Annotated in this window: 15 protein-coding genes and 1 pseudogene; 12 read left to right on the top strand and 4 right to left on the bottom strand. The window is 70.6% G+C overall.

Annotation, left to right across the window (positions count from 1 at the left end; genetic code table 11):
* Positions 1 to 285: 285 nt before the first annotated feature.
* The 8 genes and pseudogenes from ACZ4Z1_RS28430 (at position 286) to ACZ4Z1_RS28395 (ending at position 7341) form a co-directional block, all read left to right on the top strand.
* Complete coding sequence (locus ACZ4Z1_RS28430) at positions 286 to 1794, top strand: SulP family inorganic anion transporter (RefSeq protein ID WP_468489489.1); 1509 nt, start codon at positions 286 to 288, stop codon at positions 1792 to 1794.
* 338 nt (positions 1795 to 2132) lie between these two features.
* The gene (locus ACZ4Z1_RS28425; RefSeq protein WP_468489488.1) at positions 2133 to 3134 is read left to right on the top strand and encodes an acyl-CoA dehydrogenase family protein; all 1002 of its coding nucleotides are present in this window, start codon (positions 2133 to 2135) and stop codon (positions 3132 to 3134) included.
* A complete protein-coding gene (locus ACZ4Z1_RS28420) occupies positions 3131 to 3904 on the top strand; it encodes a PIG-L deacetylase family protein (RefSeq protein WP_468489487.1) in 774 nt (257 codons plus the stop codon). The genes ACZ4Z1_RS28425 and ACZ4Z1_RS28420 overlap by 4 nt, the downstream gene beginning before the upstream one ends.
* The gene (locus ACZ4Z1_RS28415; RefSeq protein WP_468489486.1) at positions 3901 to 4530 is read left to right on the top strand and encodes an SAM-dependent methyltransferase; all 630 of its coding nucleotides are present in this window, start codon (positions 3901 to 3903) and stop codon (positions 4528 to 4530) included. Before ACZ4Z1_RS28420 ends, ACZ4Z1_RS28415 begins: the two co-directional genes overlap by 4 nt.
* Positions 4527 to 5324: a glycosyltransferase family 2 protein gene (locus ACZ4Z1_RS28410; RefSeq protein ID WP_468489485.1), complete on the top strand. Its 798-nt coding sequence runs from the start codon at positions 4527 to 4529 to the stop codon at positions 5322 to 5324. The genes ACZ4Z1_RS28415 and ACZ4Z1_RS28410 overlap by 4 nt, the downstream gene beginning before the upstream one ends.
* A 453-nt stretch (positions 5325 to 5777) precedes the next feature.
* A complete protein-coding gene (locus ACZ4Z1_RS28405) occupies positions 5778 to 6041 on the top strand; it encodes an acyltransferase (protein ID WP_468489484.1) in 264 nt (87 codons plus the stop codon).
* Positions 6041 to 6616: pseudogene (locus ACZ4Z1_RS28400) on the top strand (transcriptional regulator). The gene ACZ4Z1_RS28405 and the pseudogene ACZ4Z1_RS28400 overlap by 1 nt, the downstream one beginning before the upstream one ends.
* 164 nt (positions 6617 to 6780) lie before the next feature.
* Positions 6781 to 7341 carry a cysteine hydrolase family protein gene (locus ACZ4Z1_RS28395; protein WP_468489483.1) on the top strand — a complete coding sequence of 187 codons (561 nt, stop codon included), beginning with the start codon at positions 6781 to 6783 and terminating at the stop codon, positions 7339 to 7341.
* A gap of 64 nt (positions 7342 to 7405) precedes the next feature.
* On the opposite strand, the gene ACZ4Z1_RS28390 is transcribed toward ACZ4Z1_RS28395, so the two are convergent.
* The 3 genes from ACZ4Z1_RS28390 to ACZ4Z1_RS28380 all read right to left on the bottom strand — a co-directional run bounded on the left by ACZ4Z1_RS28390 (position 7406) and on the right by ACZ4Z1_RS28380 (position 10458).
* Positions 7406 to 8206: a GNAT family N-acetyltransferase gene (locus ACZ4Z1_RS28390; protein WP_468489482.1), complete on the bottom strand. Its 801-nt coding sequence runs from the start codon at positions 8204 to 8206 to the stop codon at positions 7406 to 7408.
* 116 nt (positions 8207 to 8322) lie between these two features.
* On the bottom strand, positions 8323 to 9852 hold the full coding sequence (locus ACZ4Z1_RS28385) for an amino acid permease (RefSeq protein ID WP_468489481.1): 1530 nt from the start codon (positions 9850 to 9852) through the stop codon (positions 8323 to 8325).
* 276 nt (positions 9853 to 10128) lie between these two features.
* Positions 10129 to 10458 carry a hypothetical protein gene (locus ACZ4Z1_RS28380; protein ID WP_468489480.1) on the bottom strand — a complete coding sequence of 110 codons (330 nt, stop codon included), beginning with the start codon at positions 10456 to 10458 and terminating at the stop codon, positions 10129 to 10131.
* A gap of 696 nt (positions 10459 to 11154) precedes the next feature.
* Between ACZ4Z1_RS28380 and ACZ4Z1_RS28375 the strand changes: the two genes are divergently transcribed.
* The gene (locus ACZ4Z1_RS28375; RefSeq protein ID WP_468489479.1) at positions 11155 to 13437 is read left to right on the top strand and encodes a catalase; all 2283 of its coding nucleotides are present in this window, start codon (positions 11155 to 11157) and stop codon (positions 13435 to 13437) included.
* A 539-nt stretch (positions 13438 to 13976) separates the two neighbouring features.
* Here the strand turns inward: ACZ4Z1_RS28375 and ACZ4Z1_RS28370 are convergent.
* Positions 13977 to 14894, bottom strand: coding sequence for a hypothetical protein (locus ACZ4Z1_RS28370; RefSeq protein WP_468489478.1), 918 nt, complete (start codon positions 14892 to 14894; stop codon positions 13977 to 13979).
* Between the two features lie 766 nt (positions 14895 to 15660).
* Between ACZ4Z1_RS28370 and ACZ4Z1_RS28365 the strand changes: the two genes are divergently transcribed.
* The 3 genes from ACZ4Z1_RS28365 to ACZ4Z1_RS28355 all read left to right on the top strand — a co-directional run bounded on the left by ACZ4Z1_RS28365 (position 15661) and on the right by ACZ4Z1_RS28355 (position 17295).
* Positions 15661 to 15885 carry a hypothetical protein gene (locus tag ACZ4Z1_RS28365; RefSeq protein ID WP_468489477.1) on the top strand — a complete coding sequence of 75 codons (225 nt, stop codon included), beginning with the start codon at positions 15661 to 15663 and terminating at the stop codon, positions 15883 to 15885.
* 108 nt (positions 15886 to 15993) lie between these two features.
* Complete coding sequence (locus ACZ4Z1_RS28360; protein ID WP_468489476.1) at positions 15994 to 16233, top strand: hypothetical protein; 240 nt, start codon at positions 15994 to 15996, stop codon at positions 16231 to 16233.
* Positions 16234 to 16917: 684 nt separating this feature from the next.
* Entirely contained in the window at positions 16918 to 17295 is a 378-nt protein-coding gene (locus tag ACZ4Z1_RS28355) for a hypothetical protein (RefSeq protein ID WP_468489475.1), read from the top strand.
* Positions 17296 to 17310: the final 15 nt, after the last annotated feature.

Here is a 17310-nt window from a genome sequence, read left to right as displayed (position 1 = left end):
CGCCGCTGCCTGCCCGCCGTGACCCTTTCGCCCCAGGGCGTGAGCCGGCACTGCCGAGGGCCGGCTCGCTTCAAGGTGTGAGCCGGCGCTGCCGGGCAATCCGGCTGCGTCCCTGCCCGGACTTCAGGCCCCGCGACCGCAGGGCCCCCGGCGGGGCGCCGACCGGCCGGCCCCTACGCACCCTTCTCCTTCCCCTCGTCCCCCTCCTTCCCCTTCCTCCTCCTTCCGCGCGCCCCGGCCGCCAGGTCTGCGGGGACGTGCCCGAGCACGACAGGTTCCTTGCCCTTGCCTTCCGCTGCCTCCGCACCCTCCCCGGCCGCGTGCCTGCGCGGCCTGAAGCCCGACTGGCTGTCCGACCCGAAGGTCTGGCGTACCGAGATCCTGGGCGGCCTGGTCGTGGCCCTGGCCCTGATCCCCGAGGCGATCTCGTTCTCGGTCATCGCCGGGGTCGACCCGGCGATCGGCCTGTTCGCCTCCTTCACCATGGCCGTGACGATCTCGGTCGTCGGCGGGCGCCGGGCGATGATCTCTGCGGCGACCGGCGCCGTCGCCCTCGTGATCGCCCCCATGAACCGCGAACACGGCCTGGGCCATCTGATCGCCACCGTCATCCTGGCCGGCGTCTTCCAGATCGCCCTGGGCGCTCTCGGCGTGGCCAAGCTGATGCGGTTCGTCCCGCGCTCGGTGATGGTCGGCTTCGTCAACGCGCTGGCCATCCTGGTCTTCATGGCGCAGGTGCCCGAGATGCACGACGTGCCCTGGGCCGTCTACCCGCTGATCGTCGGCGGGCTCGCGCTCATGGTGCTCTTCCCCAAGGTCACCAAGGTGATCCCGGCTCCGCTGGTGTCCATCGGCATCCTCACCGCGATCACGGTCGCCGCCGGGATCGCCGTGCCCACCGTCGGCGACAAGGGGGATCTGCCCTCCTCCCTCCCCGTGCCCGGCCTGCCGGACGTGCCCTTCACCGCGGACACCCTGACCACCATCGCCCCCTACGCGCTCGCCATGGCGCTGGTCGGCCTGATGGAGTCGCTGATGACCGCCAAGCTCGTCGACGACATCACCGACACCCGCTCCTCCAAGACCCGCGAATCGATCGGCCAGGGCATCGCCAACATCGTCACCGGCTTCCTCGGCGGCATGGGCGGCTGCGCCGTGATCGGCCAGACGATGATCAACGTGAAGGTCTCCGGCGCCCGCACCCGCCTGTCCACGTTCCTGGCCGGCTCGTTCCTGATGGTGCTGTGCGTCGTCTTCGGCCCGATCGTCTCCGACATCCCCATGGCCGCCCTGGTCGCCGTCATGGTGATGGTGTCCTGCGCGACGTTCGACTGGCACTCCATCGCGCCGAAGACCCTCAAGCGGATGCCCGCCGGCGAGATCGCCGTCATGCTGATCACCGTCGCGGCCGTGGTCACCACCCACAACCTCGCCGTCGGCGTGGTCGTCGGCTCCGTCACCGCGATGGTCATCTTCGCCAGGCGCGTCGCCCACCTGGCCGAAGTCACCCCGAGTCCCGGTCCCGACGACGGCACGGTCGTGTACGCGGTCACCGGTGAACTCTTCTTCGCCTCCTCCAACGACCTCGTCGGCCAGTTCCGCTACGCCACCGACCCCGACCGCATCGTCATCGACCTCTCCGCCGCCCACATCTGGGACGCCTCTTCGGTCGCCGCCCTCGACGCCATCGAAACCAAGTACAAACAGCGCGGCAAGACCGTCGAAATCACCGGCCTGAACGCCCCGAGCGCCCGCCTCCACGGCAAACTCAGCGGCGAACTCACCGGCCACTGATCGCCCGCTCCGTAAGGCCGCCGCGCAGGAACACGCCCCCCGCGGCGGCCTTTCGTATGGTCCACCACCACCCCTTTCGCCACCGCCACCGCCACCGCCCCCGCTTTCGCCACCGTCACTGATTTCGCCTCCACCGCCGCCATCGCGTCCGTCTCCGCTTCGGCAGTTCCCTGATACTTCCGAGCCCTGAGCGAAAGCACCGGATAAGAGACCACTCGCCGGGTAAGCGGGATCAGACCGGCCGGTCACACAGTGCAGGCCGTACCCATTTCCCGGAGGCGGCCGTTCCCCGGAGGCGACCGCCGAACCGGCACGCTGTGCGAAAGGTGAGACCAGAAGTGACTGTGGGAGCAGACATCGGACGCGTCGTCCCGGACGCCGAAGAAGTGCGGCGTTCGGTGGCTGAACGGTTCCGTACCTGGGTGGAGACCGAAGCCCACGACCTGCCCCTGCCGGGAGCGGGCCGTACCCAGGAGCGCTTCGCCGCCCTGTACGCGCTCGGGCGCACCGACCTGTCGCTGGCCCGCCTGGCGGAGGGCCACGCCGACGCCACGGCCATCCTCCAGGAACTGGGCGCGGCCCCGCCCGGCCCGGGTGAGCGCTGGGGCGTGTGGGCCGCGCAGCCACCGGGTACGGGCCTCCGGGCGCGCCAGGAGGGCGGCCAGTGGCTGCTGGACGGGATCAAGGCGTACTGCTCAGGGGCGCACTCGTGCACCCACGCCCTGGTCACCGCCGACACCCCGCACGGGCGCCGGCTCTTCGCCGTACGCACCGACCACCCCGGATACGCGCCGGTGGAGGGGACCTGGCAGGCCATCGGCATGGCCGGCAGCGACACACCCGACGTGCGGTTCACGGCGGTACCGGCCGGGCCCGTCGGCGCGGTGGGGGCCTACGTGGACCGGCCGGGCTTCCAGCACGGCGGGATCGGGGTCGCCGCCTGCTGGCTCGGCGGGGCACGGGCCGTCGCCGACACCCTCCAGAACGGCGCCCGCACCACGGACCCGCTGACCGCCGCGCACCTGGGCGCGGTGGACGTGGCGCTGCACGCCGCGCACAGCGTGCTGAGGGAGGCGGCGCAGGCCATCGATGCCGACCCGCTCGATACCGAGGGCACCGCCCGGCTGCGCAGTCTGCGCGTCAGGGCGGTAGCAGAGCGCGCCTGCCGCGACGTCCTGGACCGCGTCGGGCGGGCGACCGGTGCCGGACCCCTGTGCCACGACCCGCGTCACGCCCGTAACGCCGCCGACCTGGCGGTCTACATCCGCCAGCACCACGCCGACCGCGACCTCGCCGAGCTCGGCGCCCTGGTGGCGCAGGAAGCCCGGCCGCGGCGATGACCGAGACCTTCGACCGCGAGGCGGCCGCCGAAGCCATCGACGCCCCCGGCACCCCGGAAGAGCACTGGGCCGCCTGGGCCGGCCTGGCACAGCTGCCCGCCGTACGGCCGCCGTCCGGGCCCGTCGTGGTGGTCGCCGCCCACCCCGACGACGAGGTCCTCGGCTTCGGCGGCACGATGGCGCGGCTCACCGGCGCGGTCCGGCTCGTGACCGTCACCGACGGGGAAGGCTCGCACCCGCACCTTCCCGCGGGCCGGATCGCCGCGCTGCGAGCGGCCGAGCTGGAACGCGCCCTCGGCGACCTCGACCTGCGCGATCACCGTACGTACCGGCTGCACATCCCGGACACGGACGTCGGCGCCCACGAGAGGCAGCTGACACGGCAGCTCGGCGCGGTGCTGCGGCAGACCGGCGCCCGGCTGTGCGTCGCACCGTTCACGGGCGACCTGCACGCCGACCACGAGGCGGCCGGGCGGGCCGCGGCGGCCGCCGCCCGGCAGACCGGCACGCCCTGCTGGCACTACCCGGTGTGGATGTGGCACTGGGCCTCGCCCGGCGACCCGCGAGTGCCCTGGTCCACCGCCCGCCGCCTGCCCCTGCCCGCCTGGGCCCAGGCCCGCAAGCAGGCAGCGATCCGCCGGTTCACCAGCCAGATCACCCCCTTCAGCCCCGGCCCCGGGGCCGCCCCCACTCCCGGCCCCGCGTCCGTGATCCTGCCGCCCGCCGAACTCGCCCACCACACCCGCCCCTTCGAGACGGTCTTCATATGAGCACCAGCCAGGCCACACCCCCGTCCTACTTCGACACCATGTACGCCGGCTCCGCCGACCCCTGGCACCTGGCGGACCGGTGGTACGAGCAGCGCAAATACGCCCTGACCGTCGCCGCACTGCCCCGCCGCCGCTACCGCAGGGCCTTCGAGCCGGGCTGTTCCGTCGGCGTGCTGACCCGGCTCCTGGCCGAACGGTGCGACCAAGTGCTGGCCACCGACCGGGTGCCGGCAGCCGTCCAGGCAGCCGCCGCCCGCAACCGCGACCAGGCGCACGTCCAAGTGCGCCCCCTGGCGATTCCGGACCAGTGGCCCGAAGGCACCTTCGACCTCGTCGTTCTCTCCGAGCTGCTGTACTACTTCGACGACGCCACCCTGCACACGGTTGTCTCCCGCACCGTCGACAGCCTCCAGCCCGGCGCGACCTTGATCACCGTGCACTGGAACCACCCGGCCGCAGAGCACTCGCGTACCGGAGCGCAGCTCGCTCCGCTGCTCACCGCCGTACCCGAACTCGCCCCCGTCACCCGGCTCGACGACACCGACTTCGTGCTGCAGACCTTCACCCGACGCCTGCCCGACGGCGGCGCCACCCCCACTCCCGCGGCAGCCGAGGGGCTGGTGTGAACCACCCGCCCGCCCCTCCCACCGCCCTCGTGGTCGCCGTACCCGCCCACAACGAAGCAGCGACCCTGCCCGCCACCCTCCGAGCCCTGCACAACGCCACCCACCATCCCGAGCTGCTCGCACAGAATCTGCCGGTGGTCACCGTCGTCGCCGCCGACGCCTGCTTCGACGACACCGCCTCCCTCGCCCGCAGGTACGGTGCCCACGTCGTCCAGCTCGCCCGGCGCAACGTCGGCGCGGCCCGGGCCGCCGCCGTCGCACACGGCCTCGATCTTCTGGGGCCCGCCGCCGACCGGGCCTGGATCGCCACCACCGACGCCGACACCCTCGTCCCCGCCGACTGGCTGGCCTATCAGACGCAGCAGGCCGGCGCCGGGTGGGACTGCGTCCTGGGCACCATACGCATCGCCCCTCACCCCACCCTCAGCACCACCGTCGCCCGACACCACGACACCCACTACTTCGCCGACCGCCCCGAACACGGTCGCAACTGGAACCATCCCCACGTGCACGGTGCCAACTTCGGCGTGGCGGCCCCTGCCTACCACCGGGCCCACGGCTTCCCCGCCCGCACCCACAGCGAGGACCACGCCCTGGTGACCGCACTGCGGCGCACCGGTGCCCGCATCCTCAGAACCGACCACTGCCCCGTCCTCACCTCCGGACGTACCACCCCTCGCGCTCCTCACGGCTTCGGCACTTACCTGCAGCACCTGGCTCCGACACCGGCTCCGGCGCATCAGCTGTCCCGCCACGGGCTCGGTGAATCGGAGTCCGTAACCTGCGCCAAATGAACGCCCAATGGACGCCCAATGTTGAAACGGTGAGGGGATGTCCGAGGGTGAGCGTCCGAGCGTAGAGAGGCGTTCGACCCGGCACCGCCGGCGCGGTTGAAGTACCTGCAACTGCCGGAGGGCCTGGCCCGGATCCACCCCGCCCCTGTTCCGGCGCCTACCGCCCCCAGCGTGGCCTCCCCGGCCGTGCCGGCCCCGTAGCCCCTGTTCCAGCACCGGCAGCTGAGCCGGAGCCGGCGACGAGCCCGGCCGCGCTGGCGGCGGGGAACGCGCAGCGTCACCAGTCCCAGCGCCGCGCCCGCTCCGCCGCCCGGTCCCAGGCCGACACCGAGCAGCTCATCACGCGTGCGGTGCGCACCGAACTCGACCAGGCCGAGGGTGACGCGGATGCCGCGACGGCCGCGCTGACCCAACGGGCGATCCCTGATGTGATGGCCCTGTTTGGGGGAGTCGGTGCACAACCGGGAGATCGAACGCCCCGACTGGATGCACATCGTTCGCTCCCAGGCCTTCGCCAACCTGTGGAACCGCGCCTACAAGGCCCGCCAGGCCGGGCTGACCGTCATCAGCGTCATGGGCACCGACGAACTGCACGTCACCGGTGACTGGCGCACCGTCTTCACCGAAGGCCGAGGGCTGGGGGAGATGAAGGTCAAGACCGACCGCGACGGCGAACCCGTCCGGTACACCGCCGTCATGCCTGACGGGGTGCGCTGATGGCGGGGCGGTGGATGGAGCTGGGCCGGTATGCGGCCGAGGGCATCGGCGGCGGCGACGCCCTCGGTCACGGCATCGAGCGCATGGTCACCGGCCTGCAGTCCTCCCCCCCACTCCGAGCGCGGTATCGCGGCCCGCCTGCGCTACCTGACCACTTCCGAAGCCGGCTACGCGGCCATGGAACGCGCCGGCATCAACGTCAGTGTCCGCACTCTCTACGCCTGGCTTGCCGAGGAACGCTCCCCCGACACGGCCAACCGCAAGAAGCTGGACGACGCTTACTGGGACTTGCGCCGCCGCAACGTCGCCACCGGCCTCAAACGCCGCCTGATGTCACGCGGCGGGACCCGCATCGAGATCAACCCGGTCGACCGGGCCCGTGTCGAGGCCCGCTACCGACGCGACCTGGCCACCCGCCGCCTGACCGTACGCCCGCGCTACTGGGACGCGGCCGCGGACGCGTGGCCGGCCGACGACGCCGAGTCCCTGACCGGATCTGGGACGACCTGATCCCCGATCTCGGTTCGGACTACGACGCGTACAGCAACGTCTCCTCCCTCGGCTGGGCCGCCTGACCGCCGGCCACCGTTCACTACGTGTCGCGCGAACTGCCGGCTGTGTCCTCTGTGCTCTCCCCTTGCCAAGGCGGACGCGCCGTCACCGCGCCATGCCCACATAGGATTCGAACGCCAGCATCCGGCCCGCACAGACGTCGGATTACTTCGTTCCTGGAGGCGACATGAGCAGCGCCCTTCTCGTGATGGACGTCCAACGGGCCATCGTGGACATCGCCGACGACGGCTCCGGATACCTGCCACGCCTGCGCAGGGCGATCGACGGCGCCCGGGCGGCGGGCATACCCGTGATCTACGTGGTCATCGCGCTACGCCCCGGCTTCCCGGAAGTCGGCACGCGTAACAAGCCGCTCGCCGCCATCGCACGGGCCGGCCTCTACGTCGAGGGCGCCCCCGGCACCGAGATCCACCCCGAGGTCGCGCCTCGTCCGGGCGACGTGGTGGTCACCAAGAGACGGGCGAGCGCGTTCTCGGGCAGCGACCTCGACGTGGTGTTGCGGGCACGCGGTATCGACAGCCTCGTACTCACCGGCATCGCCACCAGCGCTGTGGTGCTGTCCACCCTGTGCCAGGCGAACGACATGGACTTCGGCCTCACCGTCCTCTCCGACGCCTGCCTGGACACCGACCCGGAGGTGCACCGGGTCCTCACCGAGCGCCTCTTCCCGCAGTGGGCGGATGTCCTCCCCGTCGACGACTGGGTCGAGGCGGTCGCACCTCGGTAGCGGGAGACCAGCCGGACGCCCGCACGGGCGGCCGGCTCCGAGTCGCAGAGGCCGAGGAACGAGCTCAGTTCGCCAGGCTGTAGAAGCGGATCGGTGAATTCGGCTTGAATCCGATACGCGGGTATACGGGAGCCCCGGCGGCGGTCGCGTGCAAGGTGGCGCGGGTCAGCCCGGTGGCCCGGGCGCCCTCGTACAGCGCCTTGCGCGTGACCGCCTCGCCGTAACCCCTGCGCTGCCACTGCGGGTCGGTGGCGACGAGTACGACGAAGAGGCGGCCTTCCGCCTCGACCGTAGCGGCGCACGCCACCGGTATGCCGCCTCGCATGCCCAGGTAGGCGTACACCTCGTTCTTCCAGAGCGCGGAACCGGTGAGACCGTCGCGGCCCTCCTCCAACGGGAAGCCGTACGCGCGCGAGTTGAGGTCCGCGTAGGCCTGCAACTGCTCCTCGGTGCTCACGCGCGTGATCGTCAGGTCGGGGTGGGCCGGCTCGGGAACCGGGAGCAGGTCTCCGGCCATGCCCCTACCGGGGAAGGCGTACTGGAAGCCCGCCTGTTCGGCCGCTGCCTGCACCGTGGAGCGAGCCTCGTCGTCGAGAAGGCCCTCGAAGAGCCACAGAAAGCCCGGGTGCTTCTTCGTCCGCATGATGTCCGCCGCCTGGCCCAGACGGTGCCTGAGGGTCTCTGCCCCTGCGCCCACGTCGGTCAAGGTGACGCAGTTCCAGAACGCGAACCGGCAGTCGGCCCAGCGAACGGCGATGCCCGGGAGGTCACGTACATCCGCGCCCGCGTCGCGGTCGAGCACCATGGCACGCCAGGCCACGGCGAGTTGCTGTACCGATTCGACGGACTCCGCGAGACCGGTCACCGTACCCCCTGAAACGTCGAGTTCGCGGGCGCCCCTGAGCAGGTGGTCAACTGCCCGGGCGCCGCCGGGTCAGTGAGGACTCTACTTGCGACGTGCGACATGCGGGTTCTCCGCCGTCAGATGCCGGCTTCGAACCGGTCGGCTGCTGCGGGGGTGTCCGAGCTGGGAACACGGTAGGAGTGGCGCCCGATGCGCCACCACAGGGCGGCCATGACGAGAGCCACTGCCACGGCGACGGGGGTGTAGTTGAAGCTCGTGGCGGTGATCGGGCTGGCCTGCGGCAGCAAGAACAGCACCGTGACCGCGGCCGCCCACACCACCGCCACCCAGCCGATCGGCCGGCTCCAGCGGCCCAGGTGCCAGGGTCCGGGGGTGAACCGGTCGCGGTGGCGCAGCCGCAGCAGCACCGGGATGGCGTACGCCGGGGTGAAACCCACGACGGAGATGGCGGTCACCGCCGAGAATGCCGTGGCGGAATACAGGGACGGCAGTGCGAGGACGAAGGCGACACCGACTGCCAGCCAGACGGCGTCGGCCGGGACGGCGGTGCGGCGGCTGACCTTCCGCCAGCGCGCCGATCCGGGCAGGGCGCCGTCCCGGGCGAAGGCGTAGATTATTCGGCTGGCGGAGGCGGTCACCGTGTAACCGCACAGGAACTGTGCCACGATGACCACCAACAGCAGAACCTTGGCCATGGCCACGCCGAGAGCGTCCAGGAAGATCTGGGCGACGGGTACGCCGGTCGGCCCGGCCAGGGTCGCGGCGTAGTTCTGGACGGCGAACAGCAGCGCCGTCAGCAGGATGCCGCCGGCGATCCAGGACACCGCCACCGAGCGGACGATCCCGCGGGCCGCGGCGGCAGAGGCCCGGCTGGTCTCCTCGCTCAGGTGGGCCGAGGTGTCATAGCCGGCCAGGGCGAAGACCGGGAGCAGCGTACCCAGCAGAATCACGTAAATCGGGGCGCCCCAGCCGGTGTTGTCGGTGAACTCGGAGAACACGAAACCGGCCGGCTGGTGGTGCGCGGGCAGCAGCGTCAGGGCACCGGTGATGACGACGGCGCCCGCCAGGTGCCACCACGCGCTCAGGGACGTCAAGAAGTTCAGCAGCCGGGCGCCGAAGAGGTTCAGGACCGCGTGCAGTGCGAGGACGACCGCGTACAGGGCCAGGAGAGAGCCCGGAGTCGGCGTGTAACCGAACTGCAGGTTCGCCCAGGCGGTGGTGAAGGTCGCGATGCCGTAGTCCTGGGCGGCGATCCCGCCGAGCAGGCCCAGGAGGTTGAGCCAGCCGGTGTACCAGCTCCACCGCTCACCGCCGAGCTGACGCGCCATGTAGTACAGGCCGCCGCTGGTGGGGTAGCGGGAAGTGATCTCCGCCAGGGCCGCCGCCAGGCACAGCACCAGCGGCCCGACGGCGAGCCATCCCCACATGATCACCGCGGGGCCGCCGGAGTTCAGGCCGTAGCCGAACAGCAGCAAGGTCCCCGACATGATGGAGATCGCTGAAAGGGAGGCGGAGAAATTGCCGAAAGCGCCCATGCGGCGGTTCAGTTGCTGGGTGTAGCCCAGCGACTGGAGGGTGCGTGCGTCCTCCGCGCCGTCGTTCAGCGGCCCCGGCCGTCGGCGCCGGGTCCTTGCCGAAGTACGCATCGGGTCTCCACAGGATTCTCCGCCGGCGTACAGCCCGGCCCGTAGAGGCCGTGGTTGCCGTTCTTGGCCGGTAGTGCATGCCTGTCAGGTACTTAAGTGCCGGGCGAGGCGCTTGACCAGAGGGCCCATGGTTGTCCCGGGCGCTCAGACGCGGATTTCGGCCATGTGGCATGCGCTCGGCCGGTCGTTCGCGCAGCGCTTGTGCATGACGGACGGGTCCGTACACCGCCACGGTGTACGGACCCGCTGTTCTCGTCGGTGCCGACCGGTTCTCCGTCAGGCGGGCCAGCCCCACTGCTTGACGCGCTTGTAGCCGCCTCCGGGGCAGTACATGCTGATGCCTCGGCGATCACCCTGCCAAGGGCCCGGCCCGTAGTTGAGCTGGCGGACGTGGGAGCCCTTCTTGCACTGGATGCTCGCCCCGTACCGGGCCGGACCGTGACCGTCGCACCAGACGTTCGCCGAGGTGCGGTTCTTCCAGTTGGTGTGGCACTTGATCTTCAGCGTCGCCCGGGACGGAGCCGCTTCGCTCGCCGCTGCCGGCAGCGCCGGGACGGCGACGGCCGCCGCCGTGACGATGGTCAGCACCGCATGTCGCACACGCATCAGGCATTCCCCCTTGATCGGTACAACCCGCACCCGCAGCCGCCGGGGAGTCGGTTCCCGGCACGGGTGAGGCTTTCGACGGAGAACCTACGGCGGGCGCGGGACGTTGTCGTCCAGCACCGGGTTGACCCTGCGGTACGACGGGCGCGGCAGCCAGCGGGCGGGGTAAACCGTCGGAGTAGTCCGCTGGGTGGGGACAGCCCGGCGGCGGTGGGCTGCCTGGCGGCCGGTGCGGGCGGGGCGAGGCAGGGTAGCGCCGCCGACCGTCGGTGCCGCCGACCGTAGGGGAGCGGGTGCCGTCCGGGGGATGCCCTCGCTGTACGACCGCCCGTAAACGTACGTCTGTCCACATACGTACGAAGGCCCGCGCCATGGGACTGTCCACGCCGGACGACTGCCCGCAGCGCACGACGTCCCGCACCGTACGACCGTCCACGCCATGCAACCGCCCCGCCGCACGACTGGCCGTACGGCAGGGATACATCCCGCGCGTACGTGGCACACATGGCGACGCGTGGAACAAAAGTTCACTGCTCGACTGTGCTCGGCTTGCGTGCCGTCCGGTGAGGCTCCGTTCCGTGGTCCCTGCGGGCGCTGGGCAGCCGGCCGTCGGCTGCACCGCCGAGCGGTTTGCGCGCGTCGCGGGCCACGTGCCGGCGTCACCGACGGCCCGCTCGACGCGAAGGAGAACCGCCGATGGACGCTGACAACCCGCTCAAACACGCCGCGGACAAGGTCACCGGCGCCCTGCGGGGCACGAACGGGCCGGAAGAGGGCATCCCGGGGAAGCCCGGCCCGGAGTCGCCACCGGTGGACGAACCGGTCGAGCCACGCGGCCCGCTGCCGCCCAAACCGGACCAGCGTGGCCCCGAGACGTTCTCGCCGACCGGGCAGGCCACCGGGGTGGACCAGGCCGACGTCGCGCAGCGGGACAACCGCCTGACGACCGCCCAGGGCGCCCGGCTGTACGACACCGACCACTCCCTGAAGGTCGGCCCTCGTGGACCGGTGCTGCTGCAGGACCACCACCTGCGGGAAAAGGTCATGCACTTCGACCACGAGCGCATCCCGGAGCGTGTGGTGCATGCCCGCGGCGCGGCGGCGCACGGCGTGTTCCAGGGGTACGGGTCGGCGACGGGCGTCACCAAGGCGGCGTTCCTCGCCGAGGGCGTGGAGACGCCGGTGTTCGTACGGTTCTCGACGGTCCTCGGCTCCCGGGGCTCGTCCGACACCGTGCGCGACACCCGCGGCTTCGCGACGAAGTTCTACACCTCCGAAGGCGTCTTCGACCTGGTCGGCAACAACATCCCGGTCTTCTTCATCCAGGACGCGATCAAGTTCCCGGACATCATCCACGCCGGCAAACCGCACCCCGACCGGGAGATCCCCCAGGCGCAGAGCGCGCACGACACGTTCTGGGACTTCGTCACCCTGCACACCGAGGCGACCCACCACACGCTGTGGAACATGTCAGACCGCGGCATCCCGCGCTCCTACCGGATGATGGAGGGCTTCGGCGTCCACACCTTCCGGCTGGTCAACGCCGCAGGTGCGACGACCCTGGTGAAGTTCCACTGGAAGCCGAAGCTGGGCGTGCACTCGCTGGTCTGGGAAGAGGCGCAGATCATCAACGGGGTGGACCCCGATTTCCACCGCCGGGACCTCGCCGACGCGATCGAGGCCGGCGCCTTCCCGCAGTGGGAGCTGGCCATCCAGTCCTTCCCCGACACGTCCGATCAGATGTTCGAGGGTATCGATCTGCTGGACCCGACGAACATCGTCCCCGAGGAACTGGCCCCGGTGCAGCCGATCGGCCTGCTGACCCTCAACGCCAACCCTTCGAACTTCTTCGCCGAGACCGAGCAGGTGGCCTTCCACGTCGGCCACCTCGTACCCGGTATCGACGTCACCGACGACCCGCTGCTGGCCGGCCGGCTCTTCTCGTACCTGGACACCCAGATCACCCGGCTGGGCGGGCCGAACTTCCCCCAGCTGCCCATCAACCGTCCCCACGCCCCCGTCAACGACATGCTGCGGGACGGCTTCCACCAGACGGCGGTGCACCGGGGCGTCGCTCCGTACCGGCCCAACTCGCTGGACGGCGGCTGCCCGTTCGTGGCGGGTGCGGACACCGGCGCGTACATCGAGACGCCGGTCGAGGTGCCGGCGGGCAGAAAGGGCAGGCAGGCCCCGGAGTCCTTCGACGACCACTTCAGCCAGCCCCGCCGTTTCTGGCTCAGCATGACGCCGGTGGAGCGCGAGCACATCATCGGCGCGTACACCTTCGAACTCGGCAAGTGCTACGAGCAGGCCGTCAAGGAACGGGGCCTGAAGGTCCTGGCCAACATCGACACCGAGCTGTGCGCACAGGTCGCCGCGGGCCTGGGCCTGCCGACACCCGAACCGACCGGGACGGCCGCCCCGGTGGAGCCCAGCCCCGCGCTGTCCCAGGTCGGCGCCGTCTGGCCGACGGACGGCCGGATCATCGGCATCGTCACCGACGCGGCCGGCGACCTCGACGGCGTCCGCGCGGTACGGCAGACCGTGCTCGACGCGGGCATGGTCCCGCTGGTCATCGCCCCGACCGGCGGGCAGCTCGGTTCCGGCGGCGGCGCCGTCACGGTGCAGCGTACGTACGTCACCGCCCGCTCCGTGGAGTTCGACGCCGTCCTGGTGGCCGGGACACCCGGCATGGGCAAGGACGCCCTCGGCGCCCGGGACGCCAAGGCGGCTGCCGGCCCGGCCGGCGAGCGGGCCGCCGCCACCGACCCGCGGGTCGCACTCCTGGTGGCCGAGGCCTTCCGGCACGGCAAGGCCATCGGCGGCTGGTCAGGCGCCGATGCCGTCCTCACAACGGCCGGCGTCCCGACGGACGCACCCGGCGTCGTGGTCGGTGACAGCGGGCCCGCCACCCTGGAGGGCATTACGCGGCTCTTGGGCAGCCATCGCGTGTGGGAACGATTCGGGACTGCTGTCTGAGGGCCGGATTGAGGCCGGTTGAGATTGTCGGGACCAGTTGTGGGTGGTTGAGGCTGGTGGGAGCTGGTCGAGGCCGGTGAGAGCGGGCTGGTGCGAGGTCACGGACCAGCCGGCAGGGGCACCGCGTACACCCTGCCGGCTCCGTCGAAGAGCGCGGTGGTGCCGAGACCGTCCACGGAGAGGAAATGGGTCCGCCCCACACTGATGACAGGCTCTCGGTGTTCTGGACGGTGGTGATCAGCTCGGTGTGCCCGGTCCCGGACGAAGGCGTCGTACAGGCGGTTGGTGTCGCCCGGCACCAGGTTGGACGCCAGGGAGGTGAAGAGACCGTACCTGCCGTCCGCGCTCAGCCCGCGCGCCCCCGAGGGGACAGGCCGACGTCTCCCTGAGCCCGCCTGATCGGCCGGGGCGAGCCAGAGCCCCTGCCTCCGTCCGCTCCGTGCCTGCCGGGGCCGCGATCGGCGCGGACCTCGCGCAGCGTCGGCTGACCGGGTCGGCGACAGGTCCGGAACGGAGGTCGATCGGCCCTGCTGGGTACCTCAGGAGCTTCCGGTACGCCGTGCGCCGCGCTTCCGGAAGGCGTAGAAGGCGCCGCCCGCCGCGGCGAGCCCGGCACCACCCCCACCCCAGGCGACAGCGCTGCCGCCGACGGAAGTACCGGCCGAGGCGAGCGCTTCCCGCTCGGTCTTCTTCCCGGCGCTCGTACGGCAGCCGTCCGCTTCCTGCCGGCTGTCGGTGGCGATACGCAACCGGGCCCACAGCTCGACCTCGACCTTCTCGGTGATCGCCTTGTGCTGGTACACGGGGTACACGCCGGGCTTGAGACCGCACTTGATCGTCGCGGGCGCTGTCAGCACGGCGCGGGCTCCTCGTAGCACCGGCTTGCCGGTGAAGGCCGGGGAGTGCAGGGTGATCAGCCCGTCGGCCCCCTCGTTGCCGTTGTCGGTCACCGTGATCCGGCTACCGGGCCGGAAGGTGCGGACATCCCACGGCGACTGGGGCCACGTCGTGTCAGCACCCCACTTCTCCTCGGGGTTCACCGGCGGCAGGTGTTTCACCTTGGCGCGACAGGCGCGCAGTGCGACGGCGTCGACCTGCTCCACGCGGACCTTGGCCCAGGGGTCGGGTTTCTGGTTCGGGTCCCCCTTGGGGCCGACGATGCCGACGGGATACACCCCTGGTTTCGTCCCGCAGGCGACGGTGACGGTGGCAGTGGCTACGGGCGTATGCATCCGCAGGGTTCCGAGCCCGGTGAACGCCTTGGACATGACGCGATCGCCGTTGGCGGACCATCCGTAGTTCAGGGTGACCTTCAATGTGTCACCGGGGCGCACGGTCTGAGTGCTGCCGTACGGCAGCGGCCGGGGACCGGTCGCGGAAGCTGCCGAAGCCGGAGCGGCCGCCAGAGCGCACAGCAGGGTGAGTGCCGCGGTGGCTGCCGCATGGTGTCGCTTCATCGCCTGGCCTGTCTCTCTTCCGGCTTCCCGTACCTGTCGGGCGCTGCTGTGGCGTTTACGATATCGCTCCACGAGTCGGACAGATGTGTGGTTCCCGGGGGCTTCGGACCCGTCCGGCTGACAAGAGAAGAACGCCACGTGTTCCGTTCCAGATGGATCCCGGCTCTCGCACTCGGGCTGTGCGCGGGCATGTCCGGCGCAGGCCCAGCCATTGCTCTCACTCACTCCGCCTCGCCAACCGTGCCGGAGAGACGCACGGTCGCTCCGTCGTCCACCGCCACGTCGAGACCTGCGGCACCGGTCGTCACGCGCACGACTGCTGACCAGTCCACGCCCTCCGGGACCTCCACTGCATCACCCACCACATCGGTGCCGACGCCCTCTGAGCCTCCCTCACCGGTTCCGAGCCTGAGCGAGGAAGAGAAGTTCTGGACGGCGGAACGTATGGATCGGGCCATTCCTGTCGACGCCGTGCGAGGTGAGGCCCCTGACGCGACGCTGTCCGCCGCGGCGGCACCAAGGAGGGCCGGCACTTCGACGGCTACCCGATGGTGGGGACATTCTTCTCCAGCGAGTCGGCGGTGGGTCACACGGCCACTTCCTGCACGGGCAGCGTCGTCCGATCCCGTGGCCCGGGACATTGTCCTGACCGCCGGACACTGTGCCCTGGAGGTGAAGTCGAAGTACCGCATATTCGTGCCGCAGTACCGTCACAAGACATCAGCTGCCCAGCAGCCCCACGGCATCTTCCCGGTGACCGAAGCTCGTGGGAAACACCGGCGGATACAACGGCGGTGGCAACGACCAGAACGTCCACTGGGTGACCTGTTCACCGGTCTACGGCAAGGATGCTGTGGATCTGTACAACGACGCCTACGCCCATCGGCCTGCCGACAAGCTCCGCCACGGCTTCCGCAAGCTCCTCGCCGAGCGCGGTGCGGACCTGGCCCACGGCCGCCGGCGACAAGTGCGCTGCTGTGCGTCGCGTTAGCCGTCTGTTAGTGGAACGTGACTCCGGTTTCCGAAGATGATCACCGGAGCAGGCGCGGATGCACTCTTTTCCGCCTGCTCGCCATGCACGTACGCAAGGGAGAGATACATGCGCAAGTTCCAGCGCGCAGCAATGGTCGGTGCCGGACTGCTGGCCTTCTCCGGTCTCGCTGCCGGAGCCGCCCAGGCCGATGTTCCCCGTCCCGCGGGGTTCATGATCGATGATCAGTACAAGGAGCCCAGCTCGGACGAGTGCATGAAGGACGGCCACTCGTGGCCCATCAAGGAGTTCACGTGCGTCGGCCCGCACGCGGACGGTTCGTGGACGCTCACCATCACCAAGCTCTGACGTCCCGGGCCCGCACTGAGTGAGGCCCTGTCCGTTCCGGCTTTTCCGCCGGCCCGCCCACCGGGGAAGCCGGGCGGTGGCCCCTCAGGGGCCGGATCGCGGTGTTCTTGCTGGATGAACGCCGAATGGCGGCTCCCCGCCCCCTCTGTCAGGGGGCGGGGAGCCGCCGTCGTGCTGAGGCATGACAGGCCGGACGCCTGCGGGCCGTCCATACATCACGGGCTTCTCTTCCTGAGGTCAAGGGGCGGCCGAACAAGAGTCCCTGGGCGTGTTGTTCGGATTGCTTCAGGTCGATCCGAAAGGTACGTCCCAGGTGGAGCATTCGTCGCCTCGAACATGTCCGTCGCTGTGTCCCTATGCGTCGGGCCGATGTGCGTTCTCGGTGGGGACGGAATGCGCGAGAAGGCATAGGTATCCCGGTGGTTGGGAAAACTGCTGGTGACCTCCGCGAATCCCTGGGGTGGAGGGCGCGTCCGAGCCGTGGGCCGGTGAACGGCCGGATACGCGACCGTGACTGACTGGAACGCCACGCATTTCCTCCTCGTAACCGACGCTGCCGCCGTCGCTGCCGCGCCGGGAAACGACAAGCCCCGCTGACAGGACCCGCAGGCGGGCCCTGAACCTCCGCAGTAACGCGACTGCCGACGAGCCGAGCATCGCCAGGTGAGAAGAGAAGGAACCAGCATGGCCAAGAAGAAGTCCGACTCCAAGGCCAAGCCGCTCACGGAAGAGGCCGGTGAAACCTTCGCCGGCCGGCAGACCGAGCCGGCCGAAGCGGGTCTGGTGGTGACTACCGCTCGCCAGGCGCCCGCGGCGGTCGCGCGTGAGGAACTCCTCAGGGCCATCGCCCGCGAGGCCACCGCGATCGGCAAGGCCAAACACGGGGGCCGGTCCTGCAAGGCGCTGAAAACCCTCGCCGGCGCGTACGCTCTCGTCGCCGCTGACGAGGCCCACGGCGGTACCGGTGCGTCCGGCGATACCGGCAGCGGCGGCAGGGGATTCTTTCCTTCGCTGCGCACGGTATTCCTGCTCAAGGGGGCAAGTGCCAGAAATGCCAAGTAGTGGGTGATGGGTCGT

It is taken from the genome of Streptomyces sp. NPDC030165, assembly GCF_055573595.1.
Note: the sequence above shows the minus strand (reverse complement) of the source record. Positions and strands in the feature narration are given on the sequence as shown.